Origin of the sequence: Paenibacillus sp. FA6 (genome assembly GCF_051550225.1) — a bacterium.
Lineage (GTDB): Bacteria > Bacillota > Bacilli > Paenibacillales > Paenibacillaceae > Paenibacillus_AQ.
Genome location: NZ_CP188820.1, coordinates 866,929 through 883,577, shown reverse-complemented (window position 1 = coordinate 883,577; position 16,649 = coordinate 866,929). Strand labels below are relative to the sequence as shown.

Below are 16,649 nucleotides of genomic sequence, written 5' to 3'. Positions count from 1 at the left end.
ATGAAACCTATTTTTGTTCCTCATTCGAATTACCAGGACTTCGTACTCAACCAACTTCAAACTCACTTTGGACCTGGTATCGTCATCATCAACAAGGACTGGCCGCTTGTGACCATACTCTGGATGACCGATCTTTCGCCCATCACAACTTTACTTTACGATACCTACTCTCATCGTGGCCCTAAACCCAAAGATCCAGCTTCCGTGCTCCGTTGCTACCTCATCTACCTCATGACCCATCCTGAGAAAGGTCTCACGCAGTGGGTGAAAAGGCTCCTATCTCTAAACCTGGCAGGCTAAAATGTCTAGTAGAGTGGATGTTGCGCCACGACATGATCTCTGCGGCGGACAGCCAACACGATTTACCCTTGTACCCTAGACTACACCCTGCTTCTCGATCACCAGAACATTGAGCCCTTTATTGATCTAAGCAAGCGTGGTAAGAAGAATACAGCCACAACCAGCGATATCCAAATTTCACCTACGGGCGTTCCCATCTGTGTCGTTGATTTAATCATAATGGATATGTATCAGATGCATAATGGGACTAAACTATTCTGAAGGGAGGGATTCCTATGCTTTCTATTTTCTACTCCTTCTCCATCATCTTTTCGCGATAGGATCTGTAACTGAAAAAAGTCCCCCTACGAGTGAAGGCCACTGAAAAAGTCCACGCACATTGGTGTAGGATGCCGCTATGATGACGGATTGTTCTTACGATCACTGTTTCCCTCCGATTTCTTAATTGGATTCTGCTTATAGCGGTTGAAATCAGAGGGCAAAGCATATGCTTTCGAAGTAGCTTTCCGTAGGAAAGCTTGTAGGCGAACGCTACCGCTTCTTCAGGACAATTCCGTCACCTTCGCTACTTCGAACATAATCGATTGTTTCCTGCAAGTATGGATTTTTTCTCAGAGGTATCTTTTAGCCTCAGTCCATATATGGCTATTTACGATATCGTCGTGCCTCAATATAATATGCTTCGTCAAATGAACGATCTCGTAGATTTTTCGTTTGCCCATGAAGAATTACAGAATAACTATTGCCTTGATAACGGTCGCAATGCAGTTACTCCCATTCGTATGTTCAGATACTTATTATTGAAATCAATCTTTGATTTATCAGATGTGGATATCTTGGAACGATCGAAATATGAACAGACACGGGTATGAGGTGGCATCTCCCTCGGGTCTCGTTGGTATGCATATGCAAGGTGCGATGACCATATTTGCTGTTAATCTCAAAAGAATATTGACGCTTATGAAGTAAAAAAGATAGAGAAGAACATAAAAAAGAGCGACTTTTCATTCAGAATAGAATGGAAAGTCGCCTTTATTTATTGAAATTCAATTCACAAAATTAAAAACACAAGTTTTCACTGGCCACCAGGTGAGTCGGTTCATTCAAATTTCATCGCCTACCGGCTTAGTTACAGCTTCTGACCGCAATCCGGACAGAAATTAGCACCTTCGGTTTTTGCACCACAATTCGGACAGAAATTAGGTTTTTTATGGCCTTCCGGAGAAGAGGGAGCAGCAGGTGTAGATTGCTGGTTCTCAGTCGGAGGCTGTTGATTTTGATTTATATTTTTCATCATCTCATTGGCCATATTCATTCCCATCATCATACCAGCCATGTCCGAAGCAGCACCGCCGCCTTGTACTTTGCCGGAGGAAATACCGTCCGTCATGCTAACCTGTTGATACTTCTGCAGATTACCAATCATTTCGTGGGAAGCCGTTTTCGTAATCATATCTTGAATTTCTTTAGGGTAATTAAAGCTCATCACTTGAAAGCCTGTAATCGTCATCCCATTATCCATGATCTCCATATCCAAATCTTCGCGGATACCTTTGGCAATATCCGAAGCATTTGCCTGCAGATTAAACATGTCTTTTCCTTCTCTGCTGATCCATTTCATTAATAACTGATCTAACACAGAAGTAATTCTTATTTTAATATCCTCAACAAGATAACTATTTTTAATTCCAGCAATCTTATCGATCAGCGTAACGTAATCATTCACTTTGAAATTGAATGTGCCGTTAGCGCGAATAGGCATGCCGCCTGGAAGCTGGGGAGTCGGGATCAGAATCGGATTTTGCGTTCCCCATTTAACGGTGAATTCCTTCGTATTAACGAATAAGACTTCCACTCTCATCCCGCTGTTAAAGCCAAATTTAAACCCTTTCAACGTGGATAGGAATGGAATGATGTCCGAATCAATATTGAATTGCCCTTCATCCTCGAAAATCCCTTCGATCTTGCCGTTATTTACGAAGATAGCATCTTGACCAGATCGGATTATTAATTTACTTCCTTTTTTAATTTCACGGTTGCTCCACTTCCAAAAAATCATATCATCTCTAAACTCTTCCCATTCCACAACGTTAGCAAATTGATTTTTGAAAAATCCCATTATTATATCATCCCTTCTATTTAAAATGATCCTCTACTACCGCTATGCGAATGGCCACCCCCAGTGGTACCTCCTCCGCCTCCACCTGAACCGCCTCCATTATTCTTTTCGATCTTCCGTTTCGTTGTCGTTGTTCGAAGGTATTGGTCCCGGCGATCCAGAATCCCTGAAGTGCTTGCATCCTCGTACGTATGCCGATTTACCGTCACACGACCACCCGAACGATAAGCCATCATACCCACGATAAGCCCACCAAGTCCTAGTGATACAGCCAATTGAAACCAACCATTAAATAGGATGTTATCCGGATCAACGTTTGAGTTCCTATTTGAGGTATCGTTCGAGTAAATACTTGAGTTATTACCTGAGTTTGTGTTCGAGTTAACTCCTGAGCTAATACCCAAGTTAGCACCTGAGTTAGTGCCTGAGTTAACAGTTGGCTCAATTCCCATATATTCATGTACTGTTTGAATATACTTTTGAAATGCAAGTCCGTAATATCCATTAATTAAATCTGGGACAATTTTTAAGCGGATCTGATCAAGCCTACCGTCATCCAGATACTCTTTACCTTTATAAAATCCAGCGAAATAAATCCCCCTATTTCTCATCTCCATAGTCAATATGACCGCATCACCATGAGGCTTATCATATCCAGGTGCCTGTTCATCATAGAAATCCTGTGCCATTTTCATCACATCAATATTATCATCGTTGTTAGAAGTTAAAATAATAATATCTATTTCTCTCTCGGCTCCATATTCATTAGCCATCAGATTCAGCTCATCATACTCTTCCTGATCTAGCAGACCCGCTTCATCATATATTAATGTCTTCAATTCTGCTGCGGACACTGTCATCTCTATAGGAACAGCTAGATACAGAGCCAAGAAGAACAGGATGGCTAGGATCGTTCTATTCTTGTTCACCAGAACCCTCCCCCCATCATCAACGAAATGAGCTTCAGTGAAAGTAAGGTGGCACCAGAAATACTTGCAAACCATACGGTCACTTTCGCCTTACTGATCGGTGGCTTGCCGACGATCTTGCCCGTTTGGCCATTCATCGCAAATGTATATTTCGACTTATTATAGTCATAATGTACCATCCATACCGGAAGTAGGACATAATCCGCCTGTTTGACACGGGTATCAATTTGCTTATTCGTGAAGCTCATCGTTGTATATCCTGAAGTCGCAGACTGAATATAAGAATTAATGTATTCCTTAATTTTTTCTTTCGCTCGCGGGAACAACTCTTTGTCGTCATAACTGTATTTTTCCGCGATATAGCCAGCTAGATATGGCGTTTTAAATTCTTTTAGCTTTCCGTAGGGAAATGGCTCTAATTTATCCATCAGTTCATCATTCATTTTCTCCGCGGCATCAATCGGCACCTTCACATAATTCAGACGAATCTTTCGGTATACATCGAAATGCTGCGTTTCCGTAATCTGATAGTCTCCTTTTCTGTAGGTTCTCACCTTCGTGCCATGACCATGAACCTCCACCTTATTATGTAATTCATATAACCAGAAGGGCACATACAACCCCGTTATTCCTTCGATTCGATCCGCTGTCATAAAGTCATTTGGCGTCAGACGACCATTCTTGCACCATTTCCGAAAAGCATTCATTGCTTCTTCCTTACTAATTGAAAAGGGGATGACCATCGCTGGAGCAAGTGTCCCCGACAGCCGATCGCCGATCACGACAGCTGAACCACAAAAGCTACAGACCGTTGCGGCCGTCTCCGCTTCAGTCATGATAACTGCTCCGCAGCTGTTGCAATGATACTCCATAACTTCATTTTCCGAGAAAACATTGGGACTCATTGGATCAGGAAGTTGCTCAATATTGTCTTCTCTTCCGCAGCTGTGGCACGATAACATTCCTGTCTTACTATCAAAGACCATACCACTACCGCAGTTTGGACATTTATATTCAATTACCGACATCTACTCACCTCTATCACAAAGAAACTGTTATTCTTTATTCTTCATTTGATCTTTCATTGCAGCCAACTCATCTTCTGGATTCGTATTCGTATTCGTATTCGTATTCGTATTCGTATTCGCACTCTTCTCCAATTGTGCGAACAGTTCATCCAGATCATCCTTAGGAATTGCTCTAAGTTCAGCTAGAGCCATTGCTTCATCATATGCTAGATTAGCCTTATCTTCCATAGCATCAAAAACGGAACCACTTTCGCCTGCGGAAGACCCACTAGAGTTCAACTTTTGCTGTGCTTTAGTAGCAGCCATTTTCTCTTTCAGATTGACCCGCCGTTCTTCCAACTTGCCAATATCTGATCCGATTTTTTCCTGCATTTGTTTCATACTTAAGGCGTTAGCCAAAGCTAAGTCATAGGTAGCTTGTAAATGATTGTATTTCTCTACTTGGGTTGCCTTCCTCTCAAGGAACCTCAGAGCGCCCTCATCATCACCAGCTTCTACAGCCTTCTCTGCATATTTTTGCAGCTTTCTAATCTCCGCCTGGCATTCATCAAGTACCCTCTTCGCTCTTCTCTCATCCGAGAGCACCGAAGCCGTCTCCGCTTTGACCTTACCCAGATCGCTGTTCAAGTTCCGCATATAATCATCAACCATCTTCTCTGGATCTTCTGCCTTATCCAATAAAGCATTAATATTGCTTGCCATAATATCTTTAAATCTTGACAAGATTCCCATGATGAGCCTCCTCGAAAAGAATTACATTACACCTATAATACATCAATTTGTGTCAAAAGGTTTCATTTCACGAAAGATTAGCATTCCTCATCCCGAAGCATCTTTTCGCTTTTCTCAGTTTCTTTCTGTAAAATACAAACAGTCCTGATGCAGAAGTCCTTTATCTGGTTGGGGTTCCCTAGTTAGAGTTAGGCTAAGCTTCTTCCAGTAAAAGAAAACATGCATCCTAGCAATAATTTATTCTGTTTAGAGACTCACTATCGTTTTCCAATAAACCCCAGAATTTAAAGTATGTGAATAAGGGATTTAGGTAATGAATAGGCTGATAGCTTAGAATTTCTACCTAATGAGGTGACCAGTAAAAGTGAATAATTACGTTGAGATGATTGGAAGGACAATATTAGCGTTTATAGCTTTGTTATTAATTTCAAGAATTTTGGGGAAACAAACAGTCTCAAATATGACCTTTCATGATTTCGCGACAGGAATTACCATGGGGGCAATTGCAGCAAATTTGGCTTTTAATAGACAATTTCCTGTTTTGTATTTTCTTATATGTCTGGTTATATTAACTCTCATTTCTTATATTTCGTCTGCGGTGGCTCTTAGATTCCAGAGAACAAGAAATTGGATTGCGGGAGCACCAACCGTAGTTATTGATAAAGGAAAAATACTAGAAGCAAACATGCGAAAGATACATTACACGTTGGACTCCCTTAACCAATCTTTAAGAGAAAAGGAAGTATTTAATCTAGCTGAGGTAGATTATGCAATCTTGGAGACGAATGGACAGCTATCTGTAAAGAAAAAAGAGCAATACCTGCCCGTAACTAAACAAGATTTACATATCGTATCAAGTCATTCCATGTTCCCCGTTGAATTAATTATGGATGGGACAATCATGCATATGAATTTAGTCGATAATCATATATCAGAGGAATGGCTGAGACAACAAATCAAAAATACAGGAAAAGAGGTTCACGACATTTTTTATGCTGTAAAGACGACAACTGGGAATCTAATATATGATTATTATCAAGATAAATTGATTAATCCTCTCGATATAGAATAACGAAGTTCAACCGCACAGGCGACCGTAGTTGCAAGGCTTCACTTCAAATCACACTAAAAACCCCCGCTCAACAAAGAGGGGGGCGAAGCCTGCCATCACAACCCTATTGATGCATATTCCTACTTCTTCTGCTAAGGATTATAAGGAAAATGTAAACATCCTACAATTATATTTCCAGCTTCATAAAGCTCTCTATCCGCTCCAGCGCCTGTGATAATTTCTGCGTGGATACCGAGTAGGAGCAGCGGATATGCCCCTCTCCACCCACACCAAACACATGGCCGGGCACGACGGCAACACCTGATTCCTTCAATAACTGCAAGGCAAACGTCTCGGAGTCGAGCCCCGTGTGAGCGATACTCGGAAACGCATAGAATGCGCCTTCCGGTACATGGCAAGGCATCCCGATCGAACGGAATCCGTTCACCACCAGCTCCCGGCGCTGCCGATACACTTCTCTCATCTCATTCATAGCCTCAAGGCCATGGCGTAGGGATTCTATTGCAGCAATCTGTCCCAGCACCGGGGCACACATGGCAGTATATTGATGGATCTTCAGCATCGCCGCCAGCAGCTCGCGGTGACCGCAGGCATAGCCGATTCTCCAGCCGGTCATTGCGAACGCTTTGGAAAAGCCGCTAAGTACAATGGTCCTCTCCTGCATCCCTGGCAACGAGGCAATACTGACATGCTTCCGGTCATAGGTCAGCTCGGCATAGACTTCATCAGAGATGACCAGCAGATTGTTCTCCTTAACGATGTCGGCAATCGGTTGCCAGTCCTCGGCAGTCATGATCGCTCCCGTCGGGTTGTTCGGGTAATTAAGCATCAGCAGCTTGGAACGCGGGGTAATCGCCCGTCGCAAGGCCTCAGCGGTCAGCTTGAAACCATCTTCCGCTCTCGCTTCCACTTCTACTACAGTACCGCCATTCAGATAACCGATCGGCGAGTAAGCGATATAACTGGGAAAAGGAAGAAGAATTTCATCGCCCGGAGCGGTGAACGCCCGCAGAGCCAAGTCCAGCGCTTCGCTGCTGCCTACAGTCACGAGCACCTCGCTGGCGGGATCGTAGCGTAGATTGAAGTTATTGTGCAAATAGTCGGCAATTCCCTCTCTAAGTTCGGGCAAACCCGCATTCGGCGTATATCTCGTTGCTCCCTGACTCAGCGCCTTCATGCATGCTTCCCTGATGTGTTCCGGGGTGACAAAATCCGGCTCACCTACGCCGAGCGAAATGATATCCTGACTGCCGGCACTGAGGTCAAAGAAAGCACGTATCCCGGAAGGCGGGATATCTCGTACACGTGGGGCAATCCAATCACTCAACATGAACCGACACCCCCTTGTTCTTACTGCGTTCCGTTAGGGAGCAGCTGATAATCCGGTCCAGTAATGCACTGAACGACAGTCCGGCTGCTGCGGCACTTTTCGGAAGAAGACTCGTTGTAGTCATCCCAGGTAGCGTATTGACTTCCAATACATATGGATCACCGTCCAACAACAGGATATCGACCCGAGCATAAACACTGCACTTCAACGCTTTGTAACAGGTCATTGCCGCCTTGCGTACCGACTGGTCCAACTCCGGCGGCAGGGTCAACACCACCTCATCTGCTCCGCTTTCCTCATACTTGGCACTGTAATCGAACCATTCCGAAGACACCGAAGTAATCCCTACCACAGGCAGGAGTTCCCCCTCCAGAATGGAGCAGGTGATTTCCTGGCCCACGGTATACTGTTCAATCAGGATCGACTGCTCGGGGTCACTGGCAAAAGCCTTCAGCACCGCGCTATACAGCCCCAACTCACCGTTCACCTTTTCCATCCCGATGCTGGAACCGCCAGAATTCGGCTTCACCATCACCGGATACCCCAGCCCTTCAACGGCTTCCGACGAATAGTCTTCCAAGCTGTCCCAGCACAGCCAATCGGGCGTGTTGATCCCTTCATAACGGAGGATTTTTTTGGACAGATCCTTATTCATACACAGACTGCTCGCCAGAACGCCGCTTCCTGTATACGGTATGCCCAGTGTCTCCAGCGTCCCCTGTATCGTCCCGTCCTCGCCGTAAGCCCCATGCAGAGCCAAGAGAGCAACATCAAGTCCCTTTACCTTCTCCACAAGCTCCTCCGGCTTACTGAATACAACTGGAATCACCTCATATTTATTACGGTCCAGATGATTCATCATCTCTCTGCCCGTGTTCAGCGACACCTCAATTTCGGATGAAATGCCTCCCATAATTACGCCAACCTTCATCATTAGCACTCCTTCATCCCATTAGTTTGTGCGCTGTTTCACCAATAACCTCGATTCCCTTGCGGATGTCCTCATCCGCCACTCTCGAGAATCCCAGCCGCATCGTATGCTGCCCGCCACCATCGGTATAGAACATCTCTCCTGCTGTAAAAATAACCCCTTGATCACGACACGCCGCAAGTAATTCTCTCGTATTAAATCCCTCGGCAAATGCCACGAACAAATGTAGTCCCCCATCGCCCGTCAATGTTTGGTAAGGAACATGCTGCTTGCAGCATTCCAAGGTCAGCTCATACTTCCGTTTATATTCCGCTCTCGCCTTTTTCAAATATTTCTCCAGATTGCCATTGTACAAATATTGATAGAGAATCGATTGATCCAAGGTTGAAGTATGAATCGTCTGCGCCCGCTTGATACTCTCCAGGTAATAGATCAGTTCCTGATCAGCCAGCACCCAGCCTACCCGAAGACCGGGGAACAAGACTTTGGAAAAACTTCCGAGATAAATCACACTGTTGCCTGCACCGGCCGTTGCAATCAGCGGCGATACATGCGATCCCGAATAACGGAGCTCTTCATTAAAACCATCCTCAATGACCGGAATATCGTATCCCGCCATCAGCTTCATCAGGCTCTGTCTTTTCTCAGGGGACATAACAATCCCGGTCGGATTATGGTACGAAGGCACGAAGTAGGCACAATCGTACTCTCCCTCATCCAACGCCTTCTCCAGCTCTCCCAGGTGAATGCCATCCCGTTCCATGGGAATTCCCTGTATCCCGAAGCCGTGCAGCTTGAGATTCTTGATCGCCGTATGATGCGTGGGATTCTCGGTCAGGACATGACCACTCTTCCGGTTTAGGGCAGACAGCACAATATTAAAACCCTCCGTAAAGCCATTGGTGATCAGAATGTCCTTGCCCTTCATATCCACGCCCTTGTGCTCCATATATTGGTGCAAATAGTCAATCAACGGCTTGTAGCCCTTGGCATAACCGTAGTTCAGCAGGACATTTCCTTCCACAGCCATCCGGTCCATAAAGGCCCGCTTTACATTATCAAGATCGAACAACCCCTCATCAGGCGCAATACTGGTAAAAGAAATCGTCCCCTTCTCCGCACGGATGCCGTGCTTCATAATATCCAGCTCTTCGGCCAGCAAGGCGTGGCCGTTCAAATGCGCTTTCCAATCCATGAATCTAGACGAGACCTTAACCGTGCCGGGTGCAGAAGGGGCCACGTAGTTCCCTTGCCCTTTAACGGCGTAAACAAACCCATCGTCCTCCAGCCCCTCATAAGCAGCGATTACCGAGTTGCGACTCACCTGCAGCAGCACACCCATTTCACGTGTGGACGGGAGCTTCTGGTCGCCTTGTAGAGCGCCCTTTATAATTAAGTGCTTCATATAGTCTTTGACTTGTATATATACCGGTCGTCCTGCAATGAGCTTGAAATCCTTAAACATTCATCATCGCCCCCATAGCTATCATGGCACAGTCAGCAGGGTAAAAAAAGAACCACGACCCCGGATTTTTCATCCAGTCGTGGTTCTTAGGGGGTTGGCGTATGCGCATTCATTAAAATTCAAGTTATGCTGGTTTCATCTTCCAGTTAAATATATAATATTCACTAAATCATGAACTATATCTAGAGTTCTGATCGTAGATAGCCACAATTCTATAAATGAGGTTATACCATGTATTTAATAGACGCTTCAAAAACATCCTATATCTTAAATAGCTTAGCGAATGTACTCAAGCAACATTCGATCACCTTTGACGTCCATTACTGGGGAATCAATCCGCATCATTTGCACAATCCGCTGCACAAGCACTCTTTTTTTGAAATATGTTACGTAGTGGAGGGGCAGGGGATTTACCTGGATGATGGTACACAATTTGTTTTGGAAACAGGAACCTTATTCTGTTCAAGACCAGAGATATGGCATCAAATCCGTAGTCAAAATGAAATGTACCTGGTTTATGTAGCTTTCGATGTTGACCCTATCCACTCTGGTTCTGAGATGTTAGAACGCTTCCATAAGTTATACCGCACCAACCAGTTCCTCATCCCCAATAGCCAAAATTCATCAAGCGTCCTACTATGGTCAGCGCTGCTTAAGCATTTCGAATCGCCCGAGTTTATTAATAAAGAGATTATTGTTAGTATCGCCCAAGCCTTACTCCTTTCCTTCTATACCGCCTTCACAGAGCACACTGAAAAGACGTTGCAATTGCCTAAAGACAAGGCATCCCTCTATTTGCTCAATCAAGCTAAGGCTTTTATCCGTGACAACTTAGAGCAACCGTTGCACTTAGATGACTTAGCGAATTATTTACATATATCGGGCCGTCACTTATCTAGACTATTTACAGCTGAAATAGGCCAAAGCTATGTCACATACGTAAAATCCGAACGGATTCGATCTGCAGCCAATTTGCTTAAGTATACGAATGAACCCATTAAGAACATTTCAGAAAAGGTTGGATTTAACTCCGTTCATTATTTTACAAAAGCATTTTCAAGCATAATGGGAATTCCCCCTGGTGCGCATAGAAATAAGTACACCACCGAAAGTACTCCCACATAATCTTGTCTTAAAATTACAATGGATTGTCGTATTATTGCAAAGACAGTTTGCCTACCTATCTCCTATAATCGATTTATAGAAATCAAATTGAGAAACATGGAGGTAGGATTAAAGATGATTACACAAAATGAGGTTGAATTTTTTAAGGAGAATGGTTATTTATTAGTCAAAGAGGTTTTCAACCAAAATGAAGTCGAAGAAATGAGAAACGCAGTAGATAGGATTATTGTTAAAGCCGCTGCGACAAAATATGATGCCAATTCCGCTTGGACTGGAGATTATCTACCACCCGAGGAAATGAAAAAGCTAGTACTTAAAGGCTTCCATGATGTGCATTACCATGACGCCTCCTTCACAAGAGCCGCGATTCACCCGAATATGGTAAATGTAGTGTCCCAAATTATTGGACCAAATGTACAACTTCATCACTCTAAGATGCTAGTTAAGCCACCCGAGAATGGTGCTGCTTTTCCGATGCATCAGGATACCCCCTATTTCCCTCATGAAAAACATACCATGTTAGCAGCGAGCGTGCATTTTGACGATTCCGATATGGAAAATGGTTGCCTCTGTGTAATTCCTGGATCACATAAAGCAGGTTTATTGCCTCACATGGGTAAACATTACTTGAACCATAAAGAATATCCGCTCAGCATGGGGACACCTTGTCCGGCCAAAGCAGGCGATGTATTATTCTTCAATTATTTAACGATCCATGGCTCCGATACCAATCGCAGTAGCCGCCCAAGAAGAAATGTTCTATTTCAATATCGCGATCCGATGGATTTCCCAACAGAAGAAACACATATCAACTGGGGTCAAGGCTTGATGATTTGTGGCGAGAACGAGATTTACAAAGAGTATAAAGGAGCTTACTAGATTAAGATCGTTCATTCTATTCAAAAACACTTTCGAAAAATCTCATGTCTATTAATATGTCTACAATTTGAGTATATAACAACCCCCAGTCCACTTGAGGACTGGAGGGTCATGATCGCCATGATCGCCATCGAGGTAACTACGATGGTACGGAAGCTGAGCTTTATTCCATTAGCTTATGGATACACGCGATGCGGAAGAATTTTTAGCCAAATCTCTGTTTCTTTATCCTTTTTACTGTAGTCATGATAATTAGTTGCTTCAAGGACATCTCTGTAATACCACTGTTCTGGCTTGTTATCCGGCCACTGCTTCGCGTCTTTGTGAATGTCTTTGGTCTGGACATGTCGATCTAATACACTATTGATTAAGGTCATGGCTTCAGCACGTGTGATGTATTGATCAGGCCTAAAGGTCTTATCCGCATACCCATTTATCCAGCCTTTATTCGCAGAGGATGCGATGTACCTCTCTGCCCAATGTCCACTGATATCCGTGAAAAGGTCATTCGTTCTTTCATCCAATTTATCAAATCTTGAAGCAATTGTTGCAAACTCAGCTCTTGTAATTGGCCGTTCCGGTGCAAATGTACCATCTGGATAACCAATTATATAGTCGAAATGAAGATCATACTCTAATTTAGGTGGCTGTACAACAGGAGGCTTTGGTGTTGCTTTAGGTGTTGGGGCTGATGCAGGATTCGGTGGTGTGTAGGGTTCGGGATCTCGTGTTGGTTTTGGATCTGGTTTTGGTTCTGGATTAATAATTATTTTAATCGTCGATAAATATTCATCGCCACCTTCACCAGTTAGGGCGAAGACTGTGAATGTATCCGTACCTACATAATTCGCTTCTGGCGTATATGTCCAGCTTCCATCCACATTCACTATTACTGTTCCGTGGCTAGGGTTGCTATCAACCTCAAAATATAACGGATCCATTTCCAAATCTACTGCTACGGGATCTCCAGATACAGCCGTATTTCGCATCGTTTCTTTCGTTTCATTGATTATGTTAGGCGGCCCGTTAACAGGAAACTCAAACGGTTCAATAACTTCAATCGTTCTAACAATTGTTTGGACCAAACTATCAGTAATGACATTTACGTTGAACTACTCACCACTTAACCGACCTTACGGTCTGTTTGAAGTGGGAGATTCCTAGGAACACCAACCTAACGGTCGGTTTTGGATTAGGCTAGCCCCGCAGTCCCTGCGGTTAGAAGCCTTATGGCTTCATCTTTAAGATTGATTGCTGCGTTAATATCTCTTTGATGATGGGTATGACACTCTGGGCAGTCCCATTCACGTAGTCCGAGATTTTTAACGTCTATGTTTTTGTAGCCACAACTTGAGCAGAGCTGGCTGGAAGGAAAGTTTCTAGCAACGGTAACGACTTGTTTTCCAGACCATTTCGCTTTATATTCAATCATTCTCTTGAATTGTGACCATGATACGTCACTGATGGCTTTAGCCAGTTTGTGATTTTTAAGCATATTCGATACCGACAAATCTTCCATCCCAATCATGTCGTGGTTTTTGACAATGTTGGTTGAAATCTTGTCTAAGTAATCTTTTCGTGCATTGGTAATCTTCTCATGAATACGTGCTACTTTTATTTTGGCTTTATGCCAATTTGAACCACCTATGGTTCGTCTACTCATGATTCTTTGCGCTCTGGCTAATTCCTTTTCAAACATGTAGAAAAACTTAGGGTTCGAATAGAGCGTTTCATCAGAGAAAATAGCAAGATCTTTTAAACCTAGATCGATTCCAATGATCGATTTTGTTTTAGGAGATTCGATGATTTTGATTTCAGTCATTAAAGAAACAAAGTATTTACCAGATGGATTACATCTGACGGTAGCACTCAATATGCGACCTTCTACTTCACGACTTTTGGCAAAGCAAACACATCCAAGTTTAGGCAACTTCATGCGATTTTCTATGACACCTATATTGCCATTCGTATACTTGGTTGTATAAGATTGAACAGCATTCTTTTTTGATTTAAAACGTGGTTGTTTGTTTTTCTTTTTGTAATAGCGTTGGAATGAATCGGCTAAGTTTTCAACCGATTTTTGAAGGGAAATACTATCTACTTCTTTAAGAAAAGAATAGTATTTTTTTAATTCACGCACAGCTTTGACAGACTCATATTTATTGAAAAAGGCACCTTTCCAGTTGTTTGATGGTAATTGGCCATTCTGTCTCATTTCTTCAACGATGTACCAATAGGCATCTTTTTCTTTCTGTTTGGCAAGGAAAAAGTTGAAGACGAACCTTGAACAACCGATGGTCTTATGAATGAGTTCTGCTTGTTTTCTGTTTGGGTAGATACGAAATTTGTATGCTTTACGTACTAACATGAGTCATACCTCCATCATACCAAGAACATTCGTTCTATTATATCATATGGTGGAAGGATTTGGCTATCGCCAACCGAAATTCATCTCCCACCTACTCATTGGGCTTTGCCCTTCACATTCATTGAGGTGGAAGTCTTCTTTCGGAAAATGATAAATTCATCTTTACCCGTAAAACCTTCTTTTGCTTCATATTGAAACATAGGGAAATTATAGTAATCTAATAGTGTTCCATTTGTTGGCGCTTTTACTAATTCAAAACTAAATGTTCCTTGATCAGGATAAGCAAATTTTAAAGTACGTGTAATTATCTCCCCTGTTTGCACTACGGCAACGTTCGGTATTTGGGAGTACAGCGCACCTATAGAATAGAAATTCTCACCCGAATCAATTGTGATACTTTCCTCACTGGTAACTGGAGTTACAATATTATAGCCTACCACTGTGCTGAACTTAACTGTATAGGTACCATCTGCTACATTAAGAAACAAGAATTTTCCGTCCTCATAGGTTGTCGTGCTTGCTACTTCCTTACCTCCATTCATAAGCTTTACAGTTACACTCTGCTCAATTGGGTAGTCTCTATCAGCAGCATAGCTTGGAGTAATCATAAGCATAGGAGCCATGAATCCAACTATAAGTGATGCTAATCATAACCATGACCATACTTTAGTCATCTGTCGTTTAATTTAATACTACACCTCACTATAATTCTGATTAGCGATTCCAATAACCATATCTGCATGTAAGAATCTTGGTTGTTCCTAACCAGCACTAATCACTTCATTACCCAGTTTCCTCCACTCTACAATACTTTGATTTGACAACATTAAAAGTACCATATTGCTTTTGCGCATTCTATTATCCGAACGTAGCAAAATAGTCGAAGTCGGGTATACTTTCATTCTCCCCACAAACATTCAAAAACTCCTTCGGCGTCTTCGGGCGCTAATGAAGCTTTGCTGAGACCTATCAGTAAATACCTCGTCATCGTGAATATGGTCATCTGACAACAATTTAGATATAATTCTATTGTTTTGTAATGCGTGCTGCTTTTGCAGAATTGAACTGATGTTTGTCTTCTGTTCTAAACTAAAAAAACAGTAACAGTCTTGGACCAGAAAATAAAGTCCTAGACTGTCACTGTTTGATTGAGCTAACGTGTCCCGTTAGATTAACATTGTAAGTGGGTAATGTTTGCAAAATCGAATAATATAAATCCATTAGCAACACATCTAATTTTAGTTATAGAGCATTCTGAAACCAAATTGCTCTGTTCACTTATAAAATTCAGGTGTTTATTATCCAGCTCTTCTTGAGAAAATTCATTTACCAAAAAGTCTGTAATCAATCTGCCATGAGTGACTACAACAATGCTTTCCTGTGCGGAAAAATGAGCGTTTAAAGTCCATAAATAAGTGCTAGCCTTGTTCCTGTTCGTCAAACTTAGTTTCTCTCAGTTTCCATGGTTTTTCCACCTGCAACGCCACTTTAAATAACGCTGCAATCACATGATCTTCTCGGCTACTAAATATCTTCATTGTTCTTTCCTCCCTATTAGTCTTCTTAGGAACAGTCTGCTCTACTTCTCTATGCTTTAGACCTCACCATCCATCAAATATAGCGACGAAGCAATGTTGTTCTATTATTTTTTATGTGTTAATATATTTTAAATAATAGAAAATAATAGAATATAGTAGACAAATCTGGAAAAGGCCTTTGGAGGTTTGGAAATGAAAGTCATAAATGTTTTGGTCGTTATTGTTATTATCGTTTCCATTTTATTGCCGGCATATCTATTTAACGAAGCAAAAAAAAATTTCTCGAACAAAAGACAATATGAGGTAAATTGGCAATTGAAATTGCCTTCCAAATTTAAGGAACTTGATCAATATACAAATCAAGGTGGATTTCGCGGGGAAGGGATACGCTATACTATTTTTAAATCTAAAGAAAAGCACTTTTCCTCAATATTAGAGTCAACAAGCGGAAGAAAGATTTTAAAAAAATATTCCGGGGATACTCTTCATGATAATGAAAGAGATATAAAAAATTATGTTGAGAATATATTGCTGCGCTTAGATGTTTCTAAAGATAATATACCAAATTTTAATGAAGTTTACTTGTGGCAAGAGTTCAATTATGAATCTGATAGATTAGTTGTTCTATATTTCCCCAATAGGAAACTTTGTTATTTTGTGGAAGAATTAAGATGAAAATTTAAGGAGATAATTTCGATGTTTAGCCCAATATGATACCCTGAATCCGTGAAATACCTAAACTCGGGGCAGTGGGCCCTTGTAACTGGCTGCGATTTGGGTGGAAACTCATGGGAAAAGCGAATGAATTACCAAGCAAGCATAGGGGAACAGAG

General features: G+C 42.3%; 16 protein-coding genes and 1 pseudogene. 6 read left to right on the top strand and 11 right to left on the bottom strand.

Annotated features, from left to right (window positions below):
• Both ACP8HI_RS03985 and ACP8HI_RS03980 read left to right on the top strand, forming a co-directional pair.
• A complete protein-coding gene (locus ACP8HI_RS03985; RefSeq protein ID WP_438349839.1) occupies positions 1–300 on the top strand; it encodes a hypothetical protein in 300 nt (99 codons plus the stop codon).
• A 599-nt stretch (positions 301–899) separates the two neighbouring features.
• Positions 900–1,163, top strand: a pseudogene (locus ACP8HI_RS03980) (IS5/IS1182 family transposase); the annotation flags it as partial.
• A 266-nt stretch (positions 1,164–1,429) separates the two neighbouring features.
• Here ACP8HI_RS03980 and ACP8HI_RS03975 read toward each other — a convergent pair.
• The 4 genes from ACP8HI_RS03975 to ACP8HI_RS03960 are packed head-to-tail and all read right to left on the bottom strand — an operon-like array spanning position 1,430 to position 5,108.
• Positions 1,430–2,419 carry an SPFH domain-containing protein gene (locus ACP8HI_RS03975; protein ID WP_438349838.1) on the bottom strand — a complete coding sequence of 330 codons (990 nt, stop codon included), beginning with the start codon at positions 2,417–2,419 and terminating at the stop codon, positions 1,430–1,432.
• A 20-nt stretch (positions 2,420–2,439) separates the two neighbouring features.
• Positions 2,440–3,348, bottom strand: a complete 909-nt coding sequence (locus ACP8HI_RS03970) for a TPM domain-containing protein (RefSeq protein WP_438349837.1) — start codon at positions 3,346–3,348, stop codon at positions 2,440–2,442.
• Positions 3,345–4,376 carry a TFIIB-type zinc ribbon-containing protein gene (locus ACP8HI_RS03965; protein ID WP_438349836.1) on the bottom strand — a complete coding sequence of 344 codons (1,032 nt, stop codon included), beginning with the start codon at positions 4,374–4,376 and terminating at the stop codon, positions 3,345–3,347. Before ACP8HI_RS03965 ends, ACP8HI_RS03970 begins: the two co-directional genes overlap by 4 nt.
• Before the next feature lie 27 nt (positions 4,377–4,403).
• Positions 4,404–5,108: a PspA/IM30 family protein gene (locus ACP8HI_RS03960; RefSeq protein ID WP_438349835.1), complete on the bottom strand. Its 705-nt coding sequence runs from the start codon at positions 5,106–5,108 to the stop codon at positions 4,404–4,406.
• Positions 5,109–5,472: 364 nt separating this feature from the next.
• On the opposite strand from ACP8HI_RS03960, the gene ACP8HI_RS03955 reads away from it, so the two are divergent.
• Entirely contained in the window at positions 5,473–6,180 is a 708-nt protein-coding gene (locus ACP8HI_RS03955) for a DUF421 domain-containing protein (RefSeq protein ID WP_438349834.1), read from the top strand.
• A 166-nt stretch (positions 6,181–6,346) separates the two neighbouring features.
• On the opposite strand, the gene ACP8HI_RS03950 is transcribed toward ACP8HI_RS03955, so the two are convergent.
• The 3 genes from ACP8HI_RS03950 to ACP8HI_RS03940 are packed head-to-tail and all read right to left on the bottom strand — an operon-like array spanning position 6,347 to position 9,906.
• A complete protein-coding gene (locus ACP8HI_RS03950; protein WP_438349833.1) occupies positions 6,347–7,510 on the bottom strand; it encodes a pyridoxal phosphate-dependent aminotransferase in 1,164 nt (387 codons plus the stop codon).
• Positions 7,500–8,441, bottom strand: a complete 942-nt coding sequence (locus tag ACP8HI_RS03945) for a D-alanine--D-alanine ligase (RefSeq protein ID WP_438351701.1) — start codon at positions 8,439–8,441, stop codon at positions 7,500–7,502. The genes ACP8HI_RS03950 and ACP8HI_RS03945 overlap by 11 nt, the downstream gene beginning before the upstream one ends.
• A 13-nt stretch (positions 8,442–8,454) precedes the next feature.
• On the bottom strand, positions 8,455–9,906 hold the full coding sequence (locus ACP8HI_RS03940) for a PLP-dependent aminotransferase family protein (protein WP_438349832.1): 1,452 nt from the start codon (positions 9,904–9,906) through the stop codon (positions 8,455–8,457).
• Positions 9,907–10,137: 231 nt separating this feature from the next.
• On the opposite strand from ACP8HI_RS03940, the gene ACP8HI_RS03935 reads away from it, so the two are divergent.
• Positions 10,138–11,031 (top strand): helix-turn-helix domain-containing protein, encoded by an 894-nt coding sequence (locus tag ACP8HI_RS03935; RefSeq protein ID WP_438349831.1) that lies wholly within the window; start codon positions 10,138–10,140, stop codon positions 11,029–11,031.
• Between the two features lie 114 nt (positions 11,032–11,145).
• Positions 11,146–11,910 (top strand): phytanoyl-CoA dioxygenase family protein, encoded by a 765-nt coding sequence (locus ACP8HI_RS03930; RefSeq protein WP_438349830.1) that lies wholly within the window; start codon positions 11,146–11,148, stop codon positions 11,908–11,910.
• Between the two features lie 176 nt (positions 11,911–12,086).
• Here the strand turns inward: ACP8HI_RS03930 and ACP8HI_RS03925 are convergent, their stop codons facing one another.
• The 4 genes from ACP8HI_RS03925 to ACP8HI_RS03910 all read right to left on the bottom strand — a co-directional run bounded on the left by ACP8HI_RS03925 (position 12,087) and on the right by ACP8HI_RS03910 (position 15,195).
• A complete protein-coding gene (locus tag ACP8HI_RS03925) occupies positions 12,087–12,995 on the bottom strand; it encodes an S-layer homology domain-containing protein (RefSeq protein ID WP_438349829.1) in 909 nt (302 codons plus the stop codon).
• 107 nt (positions 12,996–13,102) lie between these two features.
• The gene (gene tnpB / locus ACP8HI_RS03920; protein WP_438349828.1) at positions 13,103–14,278 is read right to left on the bottom strand and encodes an IS200/IS605 family element RNA-guided endonuclease TnpB; all 1,176 of its coding nucleotides are present in this window, start codon (positions 14,276–14,278) and stop codon (positions 13,103–13,105) included.
• 95 nt (positions 14,279–14,373) lie between these two features.
• A complete protein-coding gene (locus ACP8HI_RS03915; protein ID WP_438349827.1) occupies positions 14,374–14,901 on the bottom strand; it encodes an SdrD B-like domain-containing protein in 528 nt (175 codons plus the stop codon).
• A 138-nt stretch (positions 14,902–15,039) separates the two neighbouring features.
• On the bottom strand, positions 15,040–15,195 hold the full coding sequence (locus ACP8HI_RS03910) for a hypothetical protein (protein ID WP_438349826.1): 156 nt from the start codon (positions 15,193–15,195) through the stop codon (positions 15,040–15,042).
• Positions 15,196–16,008: 813 nt separating this feature from the next.
• Here ACP8HI_RS03910 and ACP8HI_RS03905 point away from each other — a divergent pair.
• Positions 16,009–16,491 carry a hypothetical protein gene (locus tag ACP8HI_RS03905; RefSeq protein WP_438349825.1) on the top strand — a complete coding sequence of 161 codons (483 nt, stop codon included), beginning with the start codon at positions 16,009–16,011 and terminating at the stop codon, positions 16,489–16,491.
• The last annotated feature ends 158 nt before the right edge of the window (positions 16,492–16,649 follow it).

What these genes read in the sequence shown, in the direction of transcription:
- ACP8HI_RS03985 (WP_438349839.1), top strand. Translation starts at nt 1, where the DNA reads ATGAAACCTATTTTTGTTCCTCATTCGAATTACCAGGACTTCGTACTC.
- ACP8HI_RS03975 (WP_438349838.1), bottom strand. Translation starts at nt 2,419, where the DNA reads ATGGGATTTTTCAAAAATCAATTTGCTAACGTTGTGGAATGGGAAGAG.
- ACP8HI_RS03965 (WP_438349836.1), bottom strand. Translation starts at nt 4,376, where the DNA reads ATGTCGGTAATTGAATATAAATGTCCAAACTGCGGTAGTGGTATGGTC.
- ACP8HI_RS03960 (WP_438349835.1), bottom strand. Translation starts at nt 5,108, where the DNA reads ATGGGAATCTTGTCAAGATTTAAAGATATTATGGCAAGCAATATTAAT.
- ACP8HI_RS03950 (WP_438349833.1), bottom strand. Translation starts at nt 7,510, where the DNA reads ATGTTGAGTGATTGGATTGCCCCACGTGTACGAGATATCCCGCCTTCC.
- ACP8HI_RS03945 (WP_438351701.1), bottom strand. Translation starts at nt 8,441, where the DNA reads ATGAAGGTTGGCGTAATTATGGGAGGCATTTCATCCGAAATTGAGGTG.
- ACP8HI_RS03940 (WP_438349832.1), bottom strand. Translation starts at nt 9,906, where the DNA reads ATGTTTAAGGATTTCAAGCTCATTGCAGGACGACCGGTATATATACAA.
- ACP8HI_RS03935 (WP_438349831.1), top strand. Translation starts at nt 10,138, where the DNA reads ATGTATTTAATAGACGCTTCAAAAACATCCTATATCTTAAATAGCTTA.
- ACP8HI_RS03930 (WP_438349830.1), top strand. Translation starts at nt 11,146, where the DNA reads ATGATTACACAAAATGAGGTTGAATTTTTTAAGGAGAATGGTTATTTA.
- tnpB (WP_438349828.1), bottom strand. Translation starts at nt 14,278, where the DNA reads ATGTTAGTACGTAAAGCATACAAATTTCGTATCTACCCAAACAGAAAA.
- ACP8HI_RS03915 (WP_438349827.1), bottom strand. Translation starts at nt 14,901, where the DNA reads ATGGCTCCTATGCTTATGATTACTCCAAGCTATGCTGCTGATAGAGAC.
- ACP8HI_RS03910 (WP_438349826.1), bottom strand. Translation starts at nt 15,195, where the DNA reads ATGTTTGTGGGGAGAATGAAAGTATACCCGACTTCGACTATTTTGCTA.
- ACP8HI_RS03905 (WP_438349825.1), top strand. Translation starts at nt 16,009, where the DNA reads ATGAAAGTCATAAATGTTTTGGTCGTTATTGTTATTATCGTTTCCATT.